We start from the raw sequence: 18,578 nt of genomic DNA on the forward strand, positions 1-18,578 counted from the left end.
TTTATCATGTCCGCAACTGGCGCACAAGAGGAAAGTGAAAAGAACCGCCAAAACCGTAATTTCCTACTAAAAAACTTCGTTTCACCTGTTGACAAATCGCGCTGAGGCGATTACAATAAATGCAATATCACGAAAATGGCTGTGAAGAGAAGAGTAGGTTTTCGCATTGAGCCTTACCAGAGAGCCCGGACGGTGGAAAAGGGCAGGAAACAGGGAACGGAAAATGGTCTCGGAGCCGCGTGGGCGAAGCACAAGAGCGCTAAGCCTGCGACGGGTACGCCCGTTAAAGCGTCCGGCTGTACGCCGTGTGAGCCGAGCTCAGCTCCCACTGCCGCAGCTTCAAGGCCGTGTCCCGTAAGGGTGCGGTAAAACAAGGTGGTACCACGGAAGTTTTCAGGCTCCCGTCCTTGCAGGGTGAATGCCCGGTGAGGACGGGGGCTTTTTTATTGGCTTCCGGTGCACGGGTGCGGAATGGTGCCGCGCCGTGCAGAACAAACATTTTTTCATTTTATCCAAAGAATAGAGAGGGATACTGTTATGATTACACGTCGTGATTTTCTGAAAGTTACCGGTGTGGCCGCTGCTGCCGCTGCCCTGACCGCCTGTGGTGGTTCTTCTTCCACCTCCACCGCTTCCTCTGCTGCTGCCAGCACCGCTGCCTCCTCTGAGGCTGCTTCCGCTGTGGCCAAGCTGGACAAGGTCAAGGTGGCCGTCCCCAACGACACCACCAACGAGGCCCGCGCCCTGACCCTGCTGGAGAAGAATGGCTTCTTCAAGCTCAAGGCAGACGCCGGCCTGACCGCTACCAAGAACGACATCGAGGAGAACCCCCTGAACGTCACCGTTGATGAGGTCGAGGCTGCTCAGGTGCCCAACGTCCTGCAGGATGAGGACTACGCTGTCATCAACTCCAACTACGCCATCTCGGCTGGCCTGGACCCCATGACCGATGCCCTGGCCATGGAGGACGGCACTTCTGCTTACGTCAACGTGCTGGTCTGCAAGGAGGGCAACGAGAACGAGCCCAAGATCAAGGCTCTGGTGGCTGCTCTGCAGAGCCAGCAGGTCAAGGACTTCATGGATGAGAACTACAAGGGCGCTGTCGTCTCTGTTGTCGAGAACCCCACCGACGGCTATGATTCTTCCATTGATTACGACGCACTGAACGGCGAGACCGTCAGCTGCGCGGCTACCCCGGCTCCCCACTGCGAAGTGCTGGAGATCTGCAAGGACATCCTGGCCGCCAAGGGCATCACGCTGGACATCCAGGAGTATGACGATTATGTGATCCCCAATACCATCGTGGAGGATGGCCAGTGCGATACCAACTACTTCCAGCATCAGCCGTACCTGGACAACTTCAATGAGGAGAAAGGCACCCACCTGGTCACCGTGGCCGGCATCCATGTCGAGCCTATGGGCATCTACGGCGGCAAGCAGGACAGCCTGGCTCCCATCGAGGGCTAAAAGCTGCGGCCCTGCAAGAAATTCCTCTGTTTGGCTCTCCTTTGCAGGAGAGCTCCGCGACATGCCCGCACTGAGCGGGATGGAGCGGTGAGAGGTTTGCTTTGGGATAAAACCTCTCCGTCATCGCTTCGCGATGCCACCTCCCCTGAAAAAGGGGAGGCAGGGGACGGGCATTAACCATTAAGGAGAACATCGTGATCGAGATCAAACACCTTTCCAAGACTTTCCAAATGAAAGACGGCGCGGTGAACGCGCTGAACGACATCAACCTGACCATCCCGGATGGAGCCATTTATGGCATCATTGGCATGTCCGGCGCGGGCAAATCCACCCTGGTGCGCTGCATCAACCTGCTGGAACGCCCCACGGAGGGCAGCGTCGTCATTGACGGCACCGCCATGGAGACGCTGTCTCCCGCCGAGCTGCGCCAGCGCCGCCGGGAAATCACGATGATCTTCCAGCAGTTTAACCTGCTGATGCAGCGCAGCTGCCTGAAGAACATCTGCTTCCCTATGGAGCTGGCCGGGGTAAAAAAGGCGGATGCGGAAAAGCGCGCCAGGGAACTGCTGGAGATGGTAGGCCTGCCCGATAAGGCCAACGCCTACCCGGCCCAGCTTTCCGGCGGCCAGAAGCAGCGCATTGCCATTGCCCGCGCACTGGCAACCAACCCCAAAGTGCTGCTCTGCGATGAGGCCACCAGCGCGCTGGACCCCAACACCACCCACTCGATCCTGACGCTCATCAAGGACATCAACCAGAAGCTGGGCATCACGGTGGTGGTCATCACCCACCAGATGAGCGTGGTCGAAGAGATCTGCGACCATGTGGCCATTCTGGACAGCGGTGTGGTCGTGGAACAGGGAGAGGTCAAGGAGATCTTTGCGAACCCGAAGACGGCCGCGGCCAAGCGCCTCGTTGCCCCCAACGGCGGCAGCGCGGCCCGCGACCTTTCGAGCTTTGCGCCTGACGATCACGTCGTCCGTGTTACGTTCAACGGCTCGTCCACGGCAAAGCCTCTTGTGGCCAGCCTGGCAGCCGAAAAAGGGATTCTGGTCAGCGTGCTCAGTGCGGATACCCGTGATCTGAGCGGCCAGTGCTACGGCAGTATGCTGCTCAAGCTGCCGCGGGAGATCGAGCAGGCAAAACAGGCAACGGCCTATATGCGGGCCCAGCCCGGTGTCACGGTAGAGGAGGTGACTGGCGAATGAGTATTGCGGATTATAGCTTTGCCATCTGGGAGACGTTCTATGTAACGGTGCTCTCCACGGCGTTTTCGCTGGTCATCGGTCTGCCGCTGGGCGTGCTGCTGGTGGCCGGGGATAAGGACGGTGTTCTGCCCCTGCCCGGCTGGCTGATGCATGTTCTCAACATCATCATCAACATCCTGCGCAGCGTCCCGTTCCTGATCCTGATGATCTGCGTCTTCCCGCTCACCCGCGCCCTCGTGGGCACTACCGTGGGCACCAAGGCCACCATCGTTCCGCTGGTGGTCGCGGCGTTCCCGTTCGTGGCCCGTCTGGTGGAGACCAGTCTCCGCGAGCTGGACGAGGGTGTGGTGGAGGCGGCCCAGAGCATGGGCGCGACCCCGTTCCAGATCATCACCAAGGTCATGATCCCCGAGTGCCTGCCGGCCTTATTTCCAGCATGACCACCGCGCTGACCACCATTCTGGGTTACTCGGCTATGTCCGGCGTCATTGGCGGCGGCGGCCTGGGTAAGATCGCTCTGTCCTACGGCTACTACCGTTACCAGACCAACATCATGGTCGTCTGTGTCATCCTGCTGGTGCTGCTGGTGCAGGCGTTCCAGACCGTGGGCACCCTGTGGGCCACCAAGAGCGATAAGCGGCTGAGAAAGTGATCTCCTATATTTGGCTCTCCTTTGTAGGAGAGCTCCGCGACATGCCCGCGCTGAGCGGGATGGAGCGGTGAGAGGTTGAATTTAAAAGAAACCCTCTCCATTTCACATCCGCTCGGAGCCTCTGCTGGCAAAACCTCTCAGTCTCGCATTCGCTCGACAGCCATCCTCCCTCTGTCGCTAACGCGACATCTCCCTCCGGCCGGAGGGAGTCTGTCCTGTCAGGGGAGCCTTTGGCAAAGAGGTTTCGTTTTGCGGAATCTTGCGAAGTTACATCGAAACTTCACGGTATCGCCAAGCCTCCCCTTTGTAGGGGAGGTGGCACGCCGTCAGGCGTGACGGAGAGGTTTAATTGCAGCGCCTCGGGCGGGAAAAACAATTTAACGTTTCAATTCCCCGCCGGAGGCTCGTGCTCCTGCGGGGAATTGTGCTATACAGACAAACCCAGTAAAGGAGTATGTTGCAATGAATCGTGATACCATCTGCGTGCAGGGCGGCTATACGCCCGGCAACGGCGAGCCCCGCCAGGTCCCCATTATCCAGTCCACTACCTTTAAATATGCCACCAGCGAGGATATGGGGAAGCTGTTTGACCTGGAGGCCAACGGCTATTTCTACTCCCGCCTGCAGAACCCCACCTGCGACCTCGTGGCCAAGAAGATCTGCGAGCTGGAGGGCGGCACCGCTGCCATGCTGACGTCCAGCGGCCAGGCGGCCAACTTCTTCGCCCTGTTCAACATCTGCGAGGCAGGTGACCATATCGTGGCGTCCAGCACCATCTACGGCGGTACGTTCAACCTCATCTCGGTCACTATGGCCAAGATGGGCATTACGGCCACGTTCGTGGACCCGCTCTGCACCGAGGAGGAGCTGGAGGCTGCGTTCCGGCCCAACACCAAAGTCGTGTTCGGCGAGACCATTGCCAACCCTGCCCTGACCGTGCTGGACATCGAGAAGTTCGCCAAGGCAGCCCACGCCCACGGCGTGCCCCTCATCGTGGACAACACGTTCCCCACCCCGGTCAACTGCCGCCCCTTTGAGTGGGGCGCTGATATCGTCACCCACTCCACAACCAAGTACATGGACGGCCACGGCGCGGCTTTGGGTGGTGCCATTGTGGACAGCGGGAAGTTTGACTGGATGGCCCACGCCGAGAAGTTCCCCGGCCTGTGCACCCCGGACGAGAGCTACCACGGCATCACCTATGCCGAGCGGTTTGGCAAGGAGGGGGCCTTTATCACCAAGGCCACGGCCCAGCTCATGCGGGATTTCGGCTCCATGCAGTCCCCCATGAACGCCTATATGCTCAACCTGGGGCTGGAAAGCCTCCATGTCCGGATGCAGCGCCACTGTGAAAACGGCATGGCGGTGGCGAAGTTCCTCGAAAGCCACCCCAAAGTGGCTTATGTCAACTACTGCGGGCTGGAAAGCAGCCCCTACCACGCACTGGCTGAAAAGTACCTGCCGAATGGCAGCTGCGGCGTGGTGTCCTTTGGTCTGGCCGGCGGCCGCGAAGCTGCCAGCACCTTTATGAAAGCCCTGAAGCTGGCTGCCATCGAGACCCATGTGGCCGATGCCCGCACCTGCTGCCTGAATCCCGCGTCCAGTACCCACCGCCAGATGAACGATGAGCAGCTGCGCGCCGCAGGTGTCCCCGCCGAGCTGGTCCGTATGAGCTGCGGTCTGGAGTCCAGCGAGGACCTCATCGCTGATATTGCGCAGGCACTGGATCAAATCTAATCTCTCAAAAGGAGTAAGACGTTATGCCTCTCATCATCCCCAAAACGCTCCCCGCTTACGATGCCCTGTATGAAGAAAATGTCTTCGTCATGCACCGGGAGCGGGCCGCTTCCCAGCATATCCGACCGCTGGAAATCCTGATCCTCAACCTCATGCCCACCAAGATCGCCACCGAGACCCAGATCGCCCGGCTGCTGGCCAACACCCCGCTGCAGGTGCATATGACCCTGCTGCAGACGGCCAGCCATGCGGCCACCCATGTCTCTGCAGCCCATCTGGAGGCGTTTTATAAGACCTTTGAGGAGGTCAAAAATAACCGCTACGACGGCATGATCATCACCGGTGCCCCGGTGGAGACGATGGATTTTGAGCAGGTGGATTACTGGCCGGAGCTGTGCGAGATCATGGATTTCAGTGAGACAAACGTCTACTCTACCCTCCATGTCTGCTGGGGTGCGCAGGCGGGCCTGTACTATCACTACGGTGTGCGCAAGCATATCCTGCCGGAAAAGATGTTCGGCGTGTTTGAGCACAAGGTCACCCGCCCGGCAAACCCGCTGGTCCGCGGCTTTGATGAGGTGTTCTACGCCCCCCACAGCCGCCATACCGGCATCAGCCGGGAAGATGTGCTCAACTGCCGCGCCCTCCGCATCCTGGCCGAGAGCGACGAGGCAGGCCCGTTCCTCATGAGCACCGAAAATGGCCGCCAGATCTTTGTCACCGGCCACCCGGAGTACGATAAGTACACGCTGGATGCCGAGTACAAGCGGGATGTGGGCAAGGGCCTGCCCATTGCAGTGCCCAAGAACTACTACCCCAATGACGACCCGGAGCAGCCGCCCCTCTTCCGCTGGCGTGCCCACGCCCACCTGCTGTATGAGAACTGGCTGAACTATTATGTCTATCAGAACACTCCCTATGACCTGGGCACCATCGAGCGCGTCCAGCACGAGGACTAAGAAAAATAAACCCTTTCTGCCTGCGCGATGAAAGGCGGAGAGGGTTTTCTTGGAGGTAAATCTTTATGGGAATCCCTGCAAAATGGAATCTGACCATCGGCCATCTGCCCCACGGGCCGCTGAATAAGATCAGCGACGTGCCCGGCGTGACGGTGGGCCACTGCACCCTGGCGGACGGCGATGTCCAGACGGGCGTGACGGCCCTGCTGCCCCACCCGGGGGATATCTTCCACGAGAAGCTGCTGGCCGCCAGCCATGTCATCAACGGCTTTGGCAAGACCACCGGCCTGGTTCAGATCGACGAGCTGGGCACGCTGGAAACGCCCATCCTCTTTACCAACACCCTCAGCGTGGGCACGGCGGAGACGGCGCTGGTCAAGTATATGCTGGCCCAAAATCCGGATATCTGTGAGACGACGGGCAGCGTGAACCCGGTGGTGTGCGAGTGCAACGACAGCGTCTGAACGACATCCGGGGCCTGCATGTCACCGAGCAGAACGTCTTTGACGCATTGGCCGACTGCAAGGCTGATTTTGCCGAGGGTGCTGTGGGCGCGGGCCGAGGGATGCGCTGCCACGGCCTCAAGGGCGGCATCGGGTCGGCTTCCCGGGTGGTAGAGCTGGATGAAAAAAACTATACCATTGGTTCCCTTGTCCTCTCCAACCATGCCATGTTTGATGATCTCATTGTGGGCGGTACCCCCATCCAGCAGCTGCTGGAGGCACACATCCCGCCCCACGAGGATAAAGGCTCCATCATCACGGTGCTGGCCACGGACATCCCGCTCAGTGAGCGGCAGCTCCGGCGGCTCTGCCACCGGGCGCTGGTGGGCCTCTCCCGCACGGGCAGCTACTGCGGCAACGGCTCAGGTGAGATCGTGCTGGCTTTTACCACGGCCAACCGGATGCCCCACTATGCCGAAACAGCCCTCCTGCCCATGACCATGCTCCACGATGACGCCATCAACCCGCTCTTCCGGGCGGTGGCCGAGTGCGTGGAAGAAAGCGTCCTCAGCAGCCTGTTCCACGCTGAGACGGTCACAGGCTATCACGGCAAAACCGTGCCCTGCCTGACCGACCTGCTGGAGGGTAAAATCGAGAGAAAAGAATGATCTAACGCGGCAACACCCGCAGGGAGCCAGTTCTGCGGGTGTTGTCTTTTGACAGAAAGTATGATATCCTGTAACGGCAGTGTATTTACCCTGCCAATGGGTGTTGCCTCAAACGCAGGCGGCTGAACGCTCCTTGCCGGAATTCTTGTTTTGCAAAGATTGTAGAACAGATGCCGGGAGGGCGGCTTTTTTGAAGTGACCCCTCCCGACACTTCTGGTGAAAGGAGGGATGCAATATGACTCTGTCTGAAGTGCTTTTGCTGCTGACATTGCTTTGCAGCATTGCCTATGGTGTTTTTGACATCACATGGAAAATCAGCCATGATGACAAGAATCAGAAAAACAAAAAAGACTGACCGCCATCTACTTCCCCAAGTACATCGGTCAATCTTTTTTGTTCATGTACGGTAAGGAGCCAGCCGTTTGTTAGGCAGCACCCTTTGTAGTTTCAGTATACGCGTTTCAACGTCCTTTGTCAAGCTCACGGGAGGTGGTCTTTATGCAAAAAATCAAAGCACACAAGCAGGCTTTCCGCCGCGCACTGCGCATTTTGTACTGGGTGGGTTTGATGATCCTCTACCTCTGTGCGGCCAGCCGCCCGGGAGTCTGGCTGCGGGATGCGTTTCTGTACCGGCAGACGGATGGAGCTTTGCAGGCCGGGATAAATACGGAATTTATGCGTTGACTGTCACTGCGGCAGAGCATGAAACGCAGGCGGTGTTTGCGATGAACGGGGAAACGATTCAATACCGCATTGTAACGTCATCGCAGGAGAATGTCCAAATTTATCAGGATGACAGGAAGATTTTTGCCGGGCAGGCAATTGGCGAGCCGGGCGATGCGGTTTTATGGGCGGAAAATGGCCAGCTGGCAGATGATATCAATGTTGTGGTCAACGGAGAGTACCAACAGCAAGACCTTTTGCCCACTTGTCAGTGGCTTTATAATATTGCCGTCGGAGGGCGGATGGAAACGCGGGGGAATTTATGGTTCCTGCTCCCTATGGGGCTGCTGGCGTTGGTTCTTTTTCTGGACATTAAATTTCCATTGCTATTCTGGAACCTTAGCCACGGTCTGGCAGTACAGGGCGGCGAACCCAGTGAATGGTACTGCACTATGCAGAAAGTCAGCCGTGATCTGATGGAAGTCGGCATCCCCCTGCTGGCCCTCATCAGCTTCTGGCAGCATTAAAGGAAAGACAAGTGCCCGCAGGAAGATAAAACCTGCGGGTATTCTTATGTCTTTTCAATGGTGACAAAATTTATCCTGCTGCAAAAGGCTGAGAAGAGCTCCTTTTCCAGTCCGGCAGGGAATCTTGCTTTGAAATCTGGGATACATCCTGCGCTTTTCTGGCAATCTGCTGTCAGAGATTCCATCTCGTTGTGCAAAATGCTTACTTGATTCCAAATTGGAATTGATTTTGGAAAAACTCTCGGAAAAAATGGGGCTTTTCTTGGGGGATAAACGGTAGTAAGATGAAGAAAAGGAATGGGAAAAGGCAAACATGGAACGGAACCAGGCAGGGAAGCTGAAATGAAAGGAGAACCTCAATGGACGAGAAAGACTTTGAGCTGCTGGAAGTGCTGGATGAGACACGGAACATCACCCATGCGGCGGATAAACTCTATATGACCCAGTCGGCGCTGTCCAAGCGGATCAAATCTATGGAGCAGGAGCTGGGGGTGGAAATTCTGCTCCGCTCCCGGCAGGGCATCCGCTTTACCCCGGCAGGAGAAAAGGTGCTGGAGCACAGCCGTGCCGCCCTCAAGCAGATGGAGCAGCTGCGCCGGGGGCTGGACGCCATGCAGGGCGAGGTGTGCGGCACCCTGAAAGCGGGCGTGTCGGTCAATTTTTCCTACTACCGCCTGCCGGAGGTGCTGACCGAATACCACAAAAAGTATCCCCGTGTCCGGCTGGATATTGCCACCGGGCACAGCCGCCACTTTTACCAGCAGATGCTGGACGGTACGCTGGACATTGCGGTGCTGCGGGGCGAGTACCCCTGGGACGGTACTCAGTTCCTCCTCTCGCAAGAGGATATCTGCCTGATCTATGCCCGGGAGTATGAGGGAAAGCCGCTCTCGGATTATCTGTATATCGACCACCAGACCGACGCTTCGCTGGGGGCTCAGATGGCCCGCTGGCGGTATGAGAATGGCGTGACCGGGGATACGGGCAGCTTTGTGGTGGACAATATCACCGCCTGCCTGGAAATGGTCAAGCGGGGCCTTGGCTGGGCCCTGATGCCGGAAATCGCGCTGGACAATTTTGATGGCTGTGTCCGGCCCTGCACGTTTGAAAACGGCGAGCCGTTCCTCCGCCGCACCTACATTTTCTGCCAGCGGGATGCCGCTGCTCTGCCGCAGGTGCAGCTGTTTATGGACATGCTCAAGAAAAAGCGCTGAGAGGAGAAAATTTTCATGGAACAAGAAGTATCCCTCATCCAGATGCTGGATGCCCGGGAGCGCAGGGTCTGGCACCAGCAGGAGCTGCTGGGGGCCTATGGCAAGCCGCTGGTCTGCTTTACCATGAACATTGCGGGCCCGGTCAAGGATTCGCCTCTCATCCGCCGGGGCTTTGCCCGGGGGCGGCAATTGCTGGAACGGCAGTTTTTGCGCTGCGGCATCAAACCGCTGAAAATCGACCTCAGCAAGGCTGTGACGGGGCCAGAGGCTTTTTATGTGCTGGACACGGAACCGCTGACCATCAAGAAACTGACGACATTGGTGGAGGACGCCAGCCCGCTGGGGCGGCTGTTTGACATGGACGTCCTCCGCCCGGACGGCAAAAAAGTGGACCGGGAAGAATTGCATCTTGAGGGCCGCAAATGCCTCATCTGCGGCGGGCCTGCCAAGGTGTGCAGCAGCCGCCGGGTGCATACCGTAGCCGAGCTGCAGGCCCGGACGACGGCGATCCTTACCGAGACGATGGATACGCTGGATGCCGCCACGGCTGCCCGGCAGGCGGTGCGGGCCCTTTTGTATGAGGTGACCACCACCCCCAAGCCCGGCCTGGTGGATCGCCGGAACAGCGGCAGCCACGCCGATATGGATTCGTTTACCTTTATGAGCAGCGCGGCCTCCCTCTACCCTTATTTTGAGGCCTGCACCCGGGCAGGGCGGAAAACAGCGGACGGCCCGGCCCCGGAGACCTTTGCAGCCCTCCGCCCGCTGGGCTGCGAGGCCGAGGGCGAGATGCTGGCCGCCACCCATGGCGTCAATACCCATAAGGGGGCTATTTTCTCCATCGGCATCGTCTGCGCGGCGCTGGGCCGCCTGGACCGCGCCCTCTGGGCCGACCCGGCCCGCGTGCTGGCGGAAGTCTCGACCATGACGGCCGGGCTGACGGCAAAAGACTTTGCGGGGGTCACGGCCGAGAATGCCGTTACCGCCGGGCAGAAGCTCTATGTGCAGTACGGCATTACCGGGGTGCGGGGGCAGGTGGAAGCAGGTTTGCCCGCCGTGTTGGAGTTTGGTCTGCCCGCGCTGGAAAAAGGGCTGGCCACAGGGTACAGCCTCAATCAGTCCGGCTGCGGTGCGCTGCTGGCGATCATTGCCAACAGCACGGATACCAACCTGATCGCCCGCAGCGACCGTGCTACGCAACTGGCCGTGGTGGAGGAGCTGAAAGCCCTGCTGGCCCGGACGCCTTACCCGGACGAAGCCGCTCTCCGCGCGCTGGATGACCGCTTTATCGCGGCCAACCTCTCGCCCGGCGGCAGCGCTGACCTGCTGGCGCTCTGCTACCTGCTCCATTTCTTCAAAACGGAGGTACTGGAAGATGTCTGAATACACCCTCTCGCAGGTGTCGCCCACCGATAAAACCACCCTGGCTGAGATCGACGCCCTTTTGCAGAAAGAGGGCATCCGCCGGGACGGCAATCTGGATTATATCTGTGCCATGTTCGATGAGGATTACCACGTCATCGGCACGGGCAGCTGCTTTGGCAACACCCTGCGGTGCTTTGCCGTCAGCAGCGACCATCAGGGCGAGGGCCTGCTCAACCAGATCATCACCCACCTCATTGAGGTGCAGTGCGCCCGGGGCAACCTCCACCTGTTTTTGTACACCAAGGGTAAAAGCTCCAAATTCTTTGGGGATCTGGGCTTTTACGAGATCGCCCGGGTGGAGGATACCCTTGTCTTTATGGAAAACCGCCGGGATGGTTTTGGTGCCTACCTGCGCGGCCTCGAAAAGACCAAAACCGAGGGCAGATCTGCCGCGCTGGTCATGAACGCCAACCCCTTTACGCTGGGGCACCAGTATCTGGTGGAAACGGCGGCTGCCGCCTGTGATACCCTCCATCTGTTTGTCGTCAGCGAGGACGCCAGCCTGGTGCCTTTTGCAGTCCGCAAGCGGCTGGTGGCCGAGGGAGTGCGGCATCTGTCCAACGTCGTTCTGCACGACAGCGGCCCCTATATCATCTCCAACGCCACGTTCCCGAGTTATTTCCTGAAAGACGAAACCGCCGTGATCGAGGGCCACGCAAGGCTCGACCTGGCCGTTTTTACCAAGATCGCGGCGGTATTGAACGTGACCGCCCGCTATGTGGGCGAGGAGCCTGTCAGCCAGGTGACGGGCTTGTACAATCAGATCATGAAAGAGCAGCTGCCCAAGGCGGGCATCAACTGCATCATTGTGCCCCGTAAACAGGCCGGGGGAAAGGCCATCAGCGCTTCCACGGTCCGCCAGTGCCTGCAGAACGGCGATTGGGAGTCCCTGAAAGCCCTCGTCCCCGCCACGACGCTGGAATATTTCCGCAGCCCGGAGGCAGCCCCGGTGCTGGCACGGATCCAGAAAGCGGGCAATGTGGTGCACTATTAAATAAAAGGGCCTGCCAGAAAAGAATCGGCAAAAAATTTTAGCCCCGGATTGACAAGCCCGGGGCAAACGCATACAATAGAATCGATAAAAGGGAGTAAGGGGTGTGCCGCAGACCCGGAGCGGTGCACTGCATGGCAGCGTCAGCACGGTGGAAACACCCGATGTCATGTGTTCGCTTGAGACTTTTGTCACAGTGATTTTTGGCTGTGGCAGGGGTCTCTTTTTTGTTTCCTGTCCGCAGCCTCCGGGGCCTGTTTTTGGGAGGAAACAAAATGGAGTTTCTTACAACATTCGCCAGCCTGTTTTCCAATTTTGGAAATCTGACCTGGCAGATGGTGGTTATGTGGGCGGTGGGCGGTCTGCTCATTTATCTGGCCATCGCAAAACAGATGGAGCCAAGCCTGCTGCTGCCCATGGGCTTTGGTGCCATCCTGGTCAACCTGCCTCTCTCCGGGGCCATCACCCAGGGGGACACCGTAGGCCCCATCTCGGCCCTGTTTGAGGCGGGGATGAGCAACGAGCTGTTCCCGCTGCTGCTCTTCATCGGCATTGGCGCCATGATCGATTTCGGCCCCCTGCTGGAAAAGCCCTGGCTCATGCTCTTTGGGGCGGCGGCCCAGTTCGGCATCTTTTTCACCCTGTTCGCGGCAGGCTTCTTCTTTGAGCTGAACGATGCCGCTTCCATTGCCGTGATCGGCGCGGCCGACGGCCCCACGGCCATCTTTGTGGCCAATGTGCTGGGCTCGAAGTATCTGGGCGCCATCATGGTGGCTGCCTACAGCTACATGGCGCTGGTGCCCATCGTCCAGCCCCCGGTCATCCGCCTGGTGACGACCAAAGAGGAGCGCTGCATCCGGATGCCCTACGAGAAAGGAAGCGTCAGCCGCCTGACCCGCATCCTGTTCCCCATCGTGGTCACCGTCATTGCCGGGCTGGTGGCCCCGGCCAGCGTGGCGCTGGTGGGCTTTCTGATGTTCGGCAACCTGCTGCGGGAGTGCGGTGTCCTCAACAGCCTGAGCGAGACGGCGCAGAACGTGCTGGCCAACCTCATCACCATCGTGCTGGGGCTCACCGTGGCCGGGCAGATGACGGCGGACCAGTTCGTCCGGCCCGATACCCTCCTCATCCTGGCGCTGGGGCTGGTGGCGTTCGTGTTTGACACCGTGGGCGGCGTGCTCTTTGCAAAGCTGCTCAACCTCTTCCGGCCGGAGGGGAAGAAGATCAACCCCATGATCGGCGCGGCAGGCATCTCGGCCTTCCCCATGAGCGGCCGTGTGGTCAACAAGATGGGCCTGGAAGAGGACAACCAGAACTTCCTGCTCATGTATTCCATCAGCGTCAACGTCTCGGGCCAGATCGCCTCGGTGATCGCAGGCGGCCTGATCCTGACCCTGCTGGGCGCGTAAAAAAGGAGGAAACCATCATGCTGGAACTGAATCTGCTTTCCTGGGAGACCACCCTGCCCATCCTGCTCATCGGGATGCTGGGCATTTTCCTGGTCATCAGCGTCATTGTGCTGGCGGTGACCCTGCTGGGAAAGTTTACAAAGTAAAAATAAAAGAGGCTGTTGCACCATTTTGCAACAGCCTCTTTTGTTTTGCAAATCAGGTCTCAGGAGCTGCTTTCACGGCATTCAAAAAATCCCGGATCTTCTCGACCTGGATCTGAGCCACGGCGCGGCCGGTCTCATAAACGCGGCGCAGCTGGGCGGGGTCCCGCTCCATGGCACCGATCTCCAGCGGGATGGGCGGGCGGATGACATAATCCTTGCCGGCCTGCTCCAGCATCGAGATGTAGCTCAGGGTCTCGTTATACCGCTCATGGCGGTCCGCCACAGCCTCCACAAAGGCAGGGTAGCGGAAATATCTGGCCCGGATGGCGGGCAGGAATTTGTTCTTCTTTTTGGTGTAGCCCTTGGGCTGGGTCAGGATGATGAGATTGCGCTTGTACCCGATGGACTCAAAAAACCGCACCGGGATGGAGTCCGCCACGCCGCCGTCCAGCAGGCCGTAATGGCCGATCTTGACGATCTTTGCCGCCAGCGGCATGGAAGCCGAAGCCTCCATCCAGCGCACATCCTCGGCGTCGCCCGTGCGGCACTTGTGGTAGATGGGCTCGCCCGTCTTCACATCGGTGCAGACCACGAAGAAATCCATGGGCGAAGCCGCAAAGGCGGCCTCATCAAAGGGGTCCAGCCGCTCCGGCACCTCGTGGTAGCAGAACTGCTCACTGTACAGGTTGCCCGTTTTGACCAGATTTTTAAAGCTGGCGTAGCGCTTATCGTTGCAGTACTCGGTGTTGTAGCGGATGACGCGGCCGATCTGGTGTGATTTGTAGTTGCAGCCAAACACCGCGCCGGCCGACACGCCGATCGCACCGTCGGTCACAAGGCCGTTCTCCATCAGAACATCCAGCACGCCTGCCGTGAACATGCCCCGCATGGCGCCGCCTTCCATGATCAATCCTGTTTTCATACGGGTCCACTCCTTCCTCCCCGTGCGGCCCGAACGACCGCATCCGTTGGGCCGGGGCGGCACAGAATGCCCCGGCTGATTGCTTCCAGTATACTCGAATTTTTCCAGAAAACAAGCCCGCAGGCCGGAAAAATCGCCCCCGGACGCAAAAGAGCAATCAAAGTCATACTCTTTGGAGCTAAGACTGAAATTCCATGCGCTTTTTTGTCAAATTTGGGTATAAAACACCTTGCAAACCCCGGGTGGTTCCGGTATACTTGGTAAAATAAAAAATTGAGAGTCACTGGGAGGAACGTGCAGAGTTATGAAAATGCTGGAAGATCGCATCCGCAAGGACGGCATTGTCCGCGAGGGCAATGTGCTCAAGGTAGACAGTTTCATCAACCACCAGATGGACATCCCACTGTTCAAGGAGATGGCCCGGGAGTGGAAGCGCCTGTTTGATGGCAAGCCCATCAACAAGGTGCTCACCATCGAGGCCAGCGGCATTGGCATTGCCGCCGTGGTGGCCAGCGAGTTCAACGTGCCGGTGGTGTTTGCCAAAAAGTCCATGAGCATCAACCTGGATTACGATAACTACGAGACCAAGATCCAGTCTTTTACCCACAAGAAGATCTACAACGTCATCGTCTCCAAAAAGTTCCTCACCCCGGAGGACCATGTCCTCATCATTGACGATTTCCTGGCCAACGGCTGTGCCCTGATGGGCCTTCTGGAGCTGGCACAGGAGGCCGGTGCCACCGTGGAGGGCATCGGCATTGCCGTGGAAAAAGGTTTCCAGCAGGGCGGCGAGCTCATCCGCAGCAAGGGCTACCAGCTGGAGAGCCTTGCCATCGTGGACGCCATGGACAGCAAGACCGGCGAGATCACGTTCCGCGAGCAGCCGCAGCAGAGCTGAAAATCCAGCAGCACATTCGATCATATCCTCAGGACCGCTTCGGCGGTCTTTTCTTTTTGCCCTGATTCAGGCCCCGTCAAAACTGTCGCCATCTTCAGGCAGGTCGGCGGCAGTCTCCGCCGTGGGGGCTGGCTGCTCCGGGACGGCGGCGCGGGGGATGCCTTTGTATACCAGCGTCTGTTCCAGAACCTCGGCGCAGACGGGAGCCGAGAGGCTGCCGCCTGCCGTCGTCCAGCTGTGGGGCTCATCCAGGCAGACCAGGCAGAGGAACCGTGGGTCGTCGATGGGGGCCACGGCCACAAAGCTGGCAATGCGGGCCTTTTCGTCGATGCTGTCCAGCTTCTGGCTGGTGCCGCTTTTGCCGCCCACCCGGTAGCCCGCGATCCGTGCGTTCCGCCCGCCGCCATAGAGGACGACCGCCTCCATCATCTCCCGCATGATCTGGCTGGTCTCGGGCTTGAGCACCTGCCGTTTGCAGACGGGGGAGAGAGTCTCTATGACCTCGCCCTCCGGCCCTAAAATGGCATCCACCATCCGGGGCTGCAGCAGCTTCCCGCCGTTGACCACGGCACAGACCGCCGAGGCCATTTCCAGGTAGGAGATCTTGCTGCTCTGCCCGAACGCGCAGGAGGCCAGCTCCACCGGGCCCATCCGGTCAGCGGTGTAGTAGAGGCTCTTTTTCGGCTCGGCGGGCAGGTCGATGCCGGTGGCTCCCGCAGGCCAAAGGCTGCAAAATAATCACAGAACGCCTCTTTGCCCAGCCTTGCCCCGATCTGGATGAAGCTCTGGTTGCAGGAGTTTTCCAGTGCCTGGGTCACGGTCTGGGCCCCATGGCGCTTGTGGTTGGCGCAGTGGAACCGGGTGCCTGCTACCGAGATGAACTCCCCGCAGTAAAAGCTGGAGCTTTTGGAGATGGCCCCGGCGTCCAGCGCCGCCGCGCAGGTGATGAGCTTGAAGACGCTGCCCGGCTCGTATAAATCGCTGACGGCCTTGTTCCGCCACTGGGTCTGCTGGGCCAGCTGCAAAGCTGCCTTGCGCTCGTCGCCGGTCAGGGCGTCCACCATGCTCCGGGCGGCCTTGTCGGCCAGCACGCGGGGCTGGTTGGGGTCGTAGGAGGGGGTGGTGGACATGGCCAGCACGGCCCCGGTGTTCACGTCCATCACGATGCCCACGCCCGGGCCGCGACGTGATGCTCCCGGACGGCATAGCACAGCGCGTTCTCCAGGTAATGCTGGATGTTGGTGTCGATGGTCAGCCGCAGGCCGTCCCCCTCGGTGGGGAAGCGCTCGGTCTCATAGCTTTGTTCCAGCGTGTAGCCCCAGGCGTTGACGGCGGTGAGCACCACGCCGTTTTCCCCGGTGAGCAGGTCGTCGTATTCCAGCTCCAGCCCCGAGACACCGGCGTTGTCCACATTGGTGAAACCCAGCACCGAGGCCAGAAACTCCCCCTGCGGATACCAGCGCCTGGAGTCCTGGTTGATCCGGATGCCGGTGATGTCGTTCTCCTCGCAGAAATCCCGCACCCGGTCGGCCATGGATCGGTCCACCCGGTAGCGGAGCAGGCAGTCGTTGGAGCGCCGCTGGCTGAACTTTTCCAGCAGGGCGGCTTCGTCCAGCTCCAATATTTTCGCAAGGCCCTGGGCGGCAAGGCCGAGCTTTTCCTCCGGCATCTCCCGGGGCGAGGCCCGCAGGGTCCAGCAGCTGCTGTTGGCGGCCAGCAAAACACCGTCCGCACTGTAGATGCGGCCCCGGTCCGCCGGGACGATGGTATCCCGCAATTGCTGGCCCAGCGCCCGCTGAGTGTACCGATCAGAGGCGCGCAATTGCAGCCAGAACAGACGGAACGCCAGCCCGGCGGCCACGGCACAGAACAGCACGGCCACCAGCCGTGCCCGCTGGCGGAATGCCCGCTCGGGCAGGGTGCGCGGACCGGACATGAACACCACCTCCTCCTGCCACTCTATGCGGGGCGGAGTGACTATTATTCGCCATTCCTGCGTACAATAAGTACCCGGGAGGAACTGCCGATGCTGCACAATGAAACGATACGCCCCACGCCCCGCCACAGGCTCCGCCTGCCTCTGCGGCAGCTGCCTGCCATGGACCTGCCTTTTCTGGTACTGGTGCTCACGCTGGTGGGCTTTGGGCTGGTGATGCTGGCCTCTGCCTCCAGTGCGGTGGCTCTCTACCGCCGGGGAGATGCCTGGGCCTACCTGCGCCCGCAGCTGCTATACGCGGCGCTGGGGCTGGTGGGCCTGTGGCTGGCCAGCCGGGTGGATTATCATATTTTCCATAAGCTGGCCTGGCCGCTGCTGGCTCTCTCCCTCGTTTTGCTGGTGGCCGTGCTCTTTATGCCGGAGTACAACGGCTGCAAGCGCTGGCTGGTGCTGCCCGGGCTGGGCACGCTGCAGCCCAGCGAAATTGCCAAATTCGCGGTGGTGCTGGTGTTCAGCCATGTCATTTCCCTCAACCACGACCAGATGAAACGCTTCTCCGTGGGCGTGCTTCCCTTTGCGCTGGTGCTGGGGGTGGTGGCGGCGCTGATGCTGCTGGAGCCGCACCTTTCGGGCACCCTGCTGATCCTGGGCATTGGAGCCGTGCTGATGTTTGTGGGCGGCACCGGGCTCAAGTGGTTCGTGCTGGCAGGCGTGAGCGGGGTGGCCGCCATCGGGGCGGCAGTGGTCATCATGCCTGACCTTGTGCCTACGCCGCCGACCGGCTCAACTCCTGGCTGGACCCCTTTGCCGACCCGCTGGGCGACGGCCACCAGACCATCCAGAGCCTGTATGCCATCGGCTCCGGCGGGGCTGCCGGGCTGGGGCTGGGCAACAGCCGCCAGAAACATCTGTTCGTGCCAGAGCCCCAGAACGATTTTATTTTTTCCATCGTTTGCGAGGAGCTGGGCTTTGTGGGGGCCTGTGCCGTGGTGGGGCTGTTCGTGCTGCTGCTCTGGCGGGGAATCACGCTGGCGGCCCATGCGCCCGATCGTTTCGGGGCACTGCTGGTGGTCGGCTTCACGGTGCAGGTGGCCCTGCAGGCCGTGCTGAACATGGCCGTTGTGACCAATACCATCCCCAACACAGGCATCAGCCTGCCGTTTTTTTCCTCCGGCGGCACCAGCCTCATGATGCTGCTGGGCGAGATGGGGGTGGTGCTTTCCGTCTCAAGAGGGGAAACGTGAAAATTCCTCTATTTGGCTCCCCTGATAGGATAGACTCCCTCCGGCCGAGGGAGATGTCGCGTTAGCGA

General features: G+C 59.7%; 16 protein-coding genes and 4 pseudogenes. 16 read left to right on the forward strand and 4 right to left on the reverse strand.

Annotated features, from left to right (window positions below; all coding sequences use genetic code 11):
- The first annotated feature begins 537 nt into the window (after nt 1-537).
- The 13 genes and pseudogenes from DXA70_RS10925 (at nt 538) to DXA70_RS10980 (ending at nt 13,510) form a co-directional block, all read left to right on the forward strand.
- The gene (locus DXA70_RS10925; protein WP_128118486.1) at nt 538-1,467 is read left to right on the forward strand and encodes a MetQ/NlpA family ABC transporter substrate-binding protein; all 930 of its coding nucleotides are present in this window, start codon (nt 538-540) and stop codon (nt 1,465-1,467) included.
- A 194-nt stretch (nt 1,468-1,661) separates the two neighbouring features.
- Nucleotides 1,662-2,675 (forward strand): ATP-binding cassette domain-containing protein, encoded by a 1,014-nt coding sequence (locus DXA70_RS10930; protein ID WP_128118487.1) that lies wholly within the window; start codon nt 1,662-1,664, stop codon nt 2,673-2,675.
- A pseudogene (locus DXA70_RS10935) lies at nt 2,672-3,327 on the forward strand (methionine ABC transporter permease). Before DXA70_RS10930 ends, DXA70_RS10935 begins: the two are co-directional and overlap by 4 nt.
- A gap of 462 nt (nt 3,328-3,789) precedes the next feature.
- Entirely contained in the window at nt 3,790-5,064 is a 1,275-nt protein-coding gene (locus DXA70_RS10940; RefSeq protein WP_128118488.1) for an O-acetylhomoserine aminocarboxypropyltransferase/cysteine synthase family protein, read from the forward strand.
- A 23-nt stretch (nt 5,065-5,087) separates the two neighbouring features.
- A complete protein-coding gene (gene metA / locus DXA70_RS10945) occupies nt 5,088-6,023 on the forward strand; it encodes a homoserine O-succinyltransferase (RefSeq protein ID WP_022256424.1) in 936 nt (311 codons plus the stop codon).
- A gap of 65 nt (nt 6,024-6,088) precedes the next feature.
- A pseudogene (locus DXA70_RS10950) lies at nt 6,089-7,134 on the forward strand (P1 family peptidase).
- Between the two features lie 499 nt (nt 7,135-7,633).
- Nucleotides 7,634-7,819: a hypothetical protein gene (locus DXA70_RS13665; RefSeq protein ID WP_158565165.1), complete on the forward strand. Its 186-nt coding sequence runs from the start codon at nt 7,634-7,636 to the stop codon at nt 7,817-7,819.
- Between the two features lie 41 nt (nt 7,820-7,860).
- The gene (locus DXA70_RS13670) at nt 7,861-8,325 is read left to right on the forward strand and encodes a hypothetical protein (RefSeq protein WP_158565166.1); all 465 of its coding nucleotides are present in this window, start codon (nt 7,861-7,863) and stop codon (nt 8,323-8,325) included.
- A 359-nt stretch (nt 8,326-8,684) separates the two neighbouring features.
- Entirely contained in the window at nt 8,685-9,539 is an 855-nt protein-coding gene (locus DXA70_RS10960) for a LysR family transcriptional regulator (protein ID WP_128118490.1), read from the forward strand.
- Nucleotides 9,540-9,554: 15 nt separating this feature from the next.
- Nucleotides 9,555-10,922, forward strand: coding sequence for a triphosphoribosyl-dephospho-CoA synthase CitG (gene citG, locus DXA70_RS10965; RefSeq protein ID WP_128118491.1), 1,368 nt, complete (start codon nt 9,555-9,557; stop codon nt 10,920-10,922).
- Nucleotides 10,915-11,958, forward strand: coding sequence for a [citrate (pro-3S)-lyase] ligase (gene citC / locus DXA70_RS10970; RefSeq protein ID WP_128118492.1), 1,044 nt, complete (start codon nt 10,915-10,917; stop codon nt 11,956-11,958). The genes citG and citC overlap by 8 nt, the downstream gene beginning before the upstream one ends.
- A gap of 272 nt (nt 11,959-12,230) precedes the next feature.
- Nucleotides 12,231-13,364: a sodium ion-translocating decarboxylase subunit beta gene (locus DXA70_RS10975; protein WP_128118493.1), complete on the forward strand. Its 1,134-nt coding sequence runs from the start codon at nt 12,231-12,233 to the stop codon at nt 13,362-13,364.
- Nucleotides 13,365-13,381: 17 nt separating this feature from the next.
- Entirely contained in the window at nt 13,382-13,510 is a 129-nt protein-coding gene (locus tag DXA70_RS10980; protein WP_128118494.1) for an oxaloacetate decarboxylase, read from the forward strand.
- A 52-nt stretch (nt 13,511-13,562) separates the two neighbouring features.
- Here the strand turns inward: DXA70_RS10980 and DXA70_RS10985 are convergent, their stop codons facing one another.
- Nucleotides 13,563-14,432, reverse strand: coding sequence for a patatin family protein (locus tag DXA70_RS10985; protein ID WP_128118495.1), 870 nt, complete (start codon nt 14,430-14,432; stop codon nt 13,563-13,565).
- 304 nt (nt 14,433-14,736) lie between these two features.
- Here DXA70_RS10985 and DXA70_RS10990 point away from each other — a divergent pair, with 304 nt between their 5' ends.
- Complete coding sequence (locus DXA70_RS10990; RefSeq protein WP_022256414.1) at nt 14,737-15,330, forward strand: xanthine phosphoribosyltransferase; 594 nt, start codon at nt 14,737-14,739, stop codon at nt 15,328-15,330.
- Nucleotides 15,331-15,396: 66 nt separating this feature from the next.
- Here DXA70_RS10990 and DXA70_RS14690 read toward each other — a convergent pair whose 3' ends face one another.
- The 3 genes and pseudogenes from DXA70_RS14690 to DXA70_RS14700 all read right to left on the reverse strand — a co-directional run bounded on the left by DXA70_RS14690 (nt 15,397) and on the right by DXA70_RS14700 (nt 17,266).
- A complete protein-coding gene (locus DXA70_RS14690) occupies nt 15,397-15,981 on the reverse strand; it encodes a penicillin-binding transpeptidase domain-containing protein (protein WP_243001344.1) in 585 nt (194 codons plus the stop codon).
- Nucleotides 15,982-16,085: 104 nt separating this feature from the next.
- Nucleotides 16,086-16,490, reverse strand: a pseudogene (locus DXA70_RS14695) (penicillin-binding transpeptidase domain-containing protein); the annotation flags it as partial.
- Nucleotides 16,490-17,266, reverse strand: coding sequence for a hypothetical protein (locus DXA70_RS14700; protein WP_243001345.1), 777 nt, complete (start codon nt 17,264-17,266; stop codon nt 16,490-16,492). The pseudogene DXA70_RS14695 and the gene DXA70_RS14700, both read right to left, overlap by 1 nt.
- Nucleotides 17,267-17,482: 216 nt before the next feature.
- Here DXA70_RS14700 and DXA70_RS15535 point away from each other — a divergent pair.
- Nucleotides 17,483-17,941: pseudogene (locus DXA70_RS15535) on the forward strand (FtsW/RodA/SpoVE family cell cycle protein); the annotation flags it as partial.
- 140 nt (nt 17,942-18,081) lie between these two features.
- A complete protein-coding gene (locus tag DXA70_RS15540; RefSeq protein WP_347553555.1) occupies nt 18,082-18,510 on the forward strand; it encodes an FtsW/RodA/SpoVE family cell cycle protein in 429 nt (142 codons plus the stop codon).
- The last annotated feature ends 68 nt before the right edge of the window (nt 18,511-18,578 follow it).

It is taken from the genome of Faecalibacterium sp. OF04-11AC, assembly GCF_003460645.1.
Lineage (GTDB): Bacteria > Bacillota > Clostridia > Oscillospirales > Ruminococcaceae > Faecalibacterium > Faecalibacterium prausnitzii_I.

Excerpts from the sequence above, each read along its gene's own strand:
- DXA70_RS10925 (WP_128118486.1), top strand. The coding sequence starts at position 538 with ATGATTACACGTCGTGATTTTCTGAAAGTTACCGGTGTGGCCGCTGCT.
- DXA70_RS10940 (WP_128118488.1), top strand. The coding sequence starts at position 3,790 with ATGAATCGTGATACCATCTGCGTGCAGGGCGGCTATACGCCCGGCAAC.
- metA (WP_022256424.1), top strand. The coding sequence starts at position 5,088 with ATGCCTCTCATCATCCCCAAAACGCTCCCCGCTTACGATGCCCTGTAT.
- DXA70_RS13665 (WP_158565165.1), top strand. The coding sequence starts at position 7,634 with ATGCAAAAAATCAAAGCACACAAGCAGGCTTTCCGCCGCGCACTGCGC.
- DXA70_RS13670 (WP_158565166.1), top strand. The coding sequence starts at position 7,861 with ATGAACGGGGAAACGATTCAATACCGCATTGTAACGTCATCGCAGGAG.
- DXA70_RS10960 (WP_128118490.1), top strand. The coding sequence starts at position 8,685 with ATGGACGAGAAAGACTTTGAGCTGCTGGAAGTGCTGGATGAGACACGG.
- citG (WP_128118491.1), top strand. The coding sequence starts at position 9,555 with ATGGAACAAGAAGTATCCCTCATCCAGATGCTGGATGCCCGGGAGCGC.
- citC (WP_128118492.1), top strand. The coding sequence starts at position 10,915 with ATGTCTGAATACACCCTCTCGCAGGTGTCGCCCACCGATAAAACCACC.
- DXA70_RS10975 (WP_128118493.1), top strand. The coding sequence starts at position 12,231 with ATGGAGTTTCTTACAACATTCGCCAGCCTGTTTTCCAATTTTGGAAAT.
- DXA70_RS10980 (WP_128118494.1), top strand. The coding sequence starts at position 13,382 with ATGCTGGAACTGAATCTGCTTTCCTGGGAGACCACCCTGCCCATCCTG.
- DXA70_RS10985 (WP_128118495.1), bottom strand. The coding sequence starts at position 14,432 with ATGAAAACAGGATTGATCATGGAAGGCGGCGCCATGCGGGGCATGTTC.
- DXA70_RS10990 (WP_022256414.1), top strand. The coding sequence starts at position 14,737 with ATGAAAATGCTGGAAGATCGCATCCGCAAGGACGGCATTGTCCGCGAG.
- DXA70_RS14690 (WP_243001344.1), bottom strand. The coding sequence starts at position 15,981 with ATGGGCCCGGTGGAGCTGGCCTCCTGCGCGTTCGGGCAGAGCAGCAAG.
- DXA70_RS14700 (WP_243001345.1), bottom strand. The coding sequence starts at position 17,266 with ATGTCCGGTCCGCGCACCCTGCCCGAGCGGGCATTCCGCCAGCGGGCA.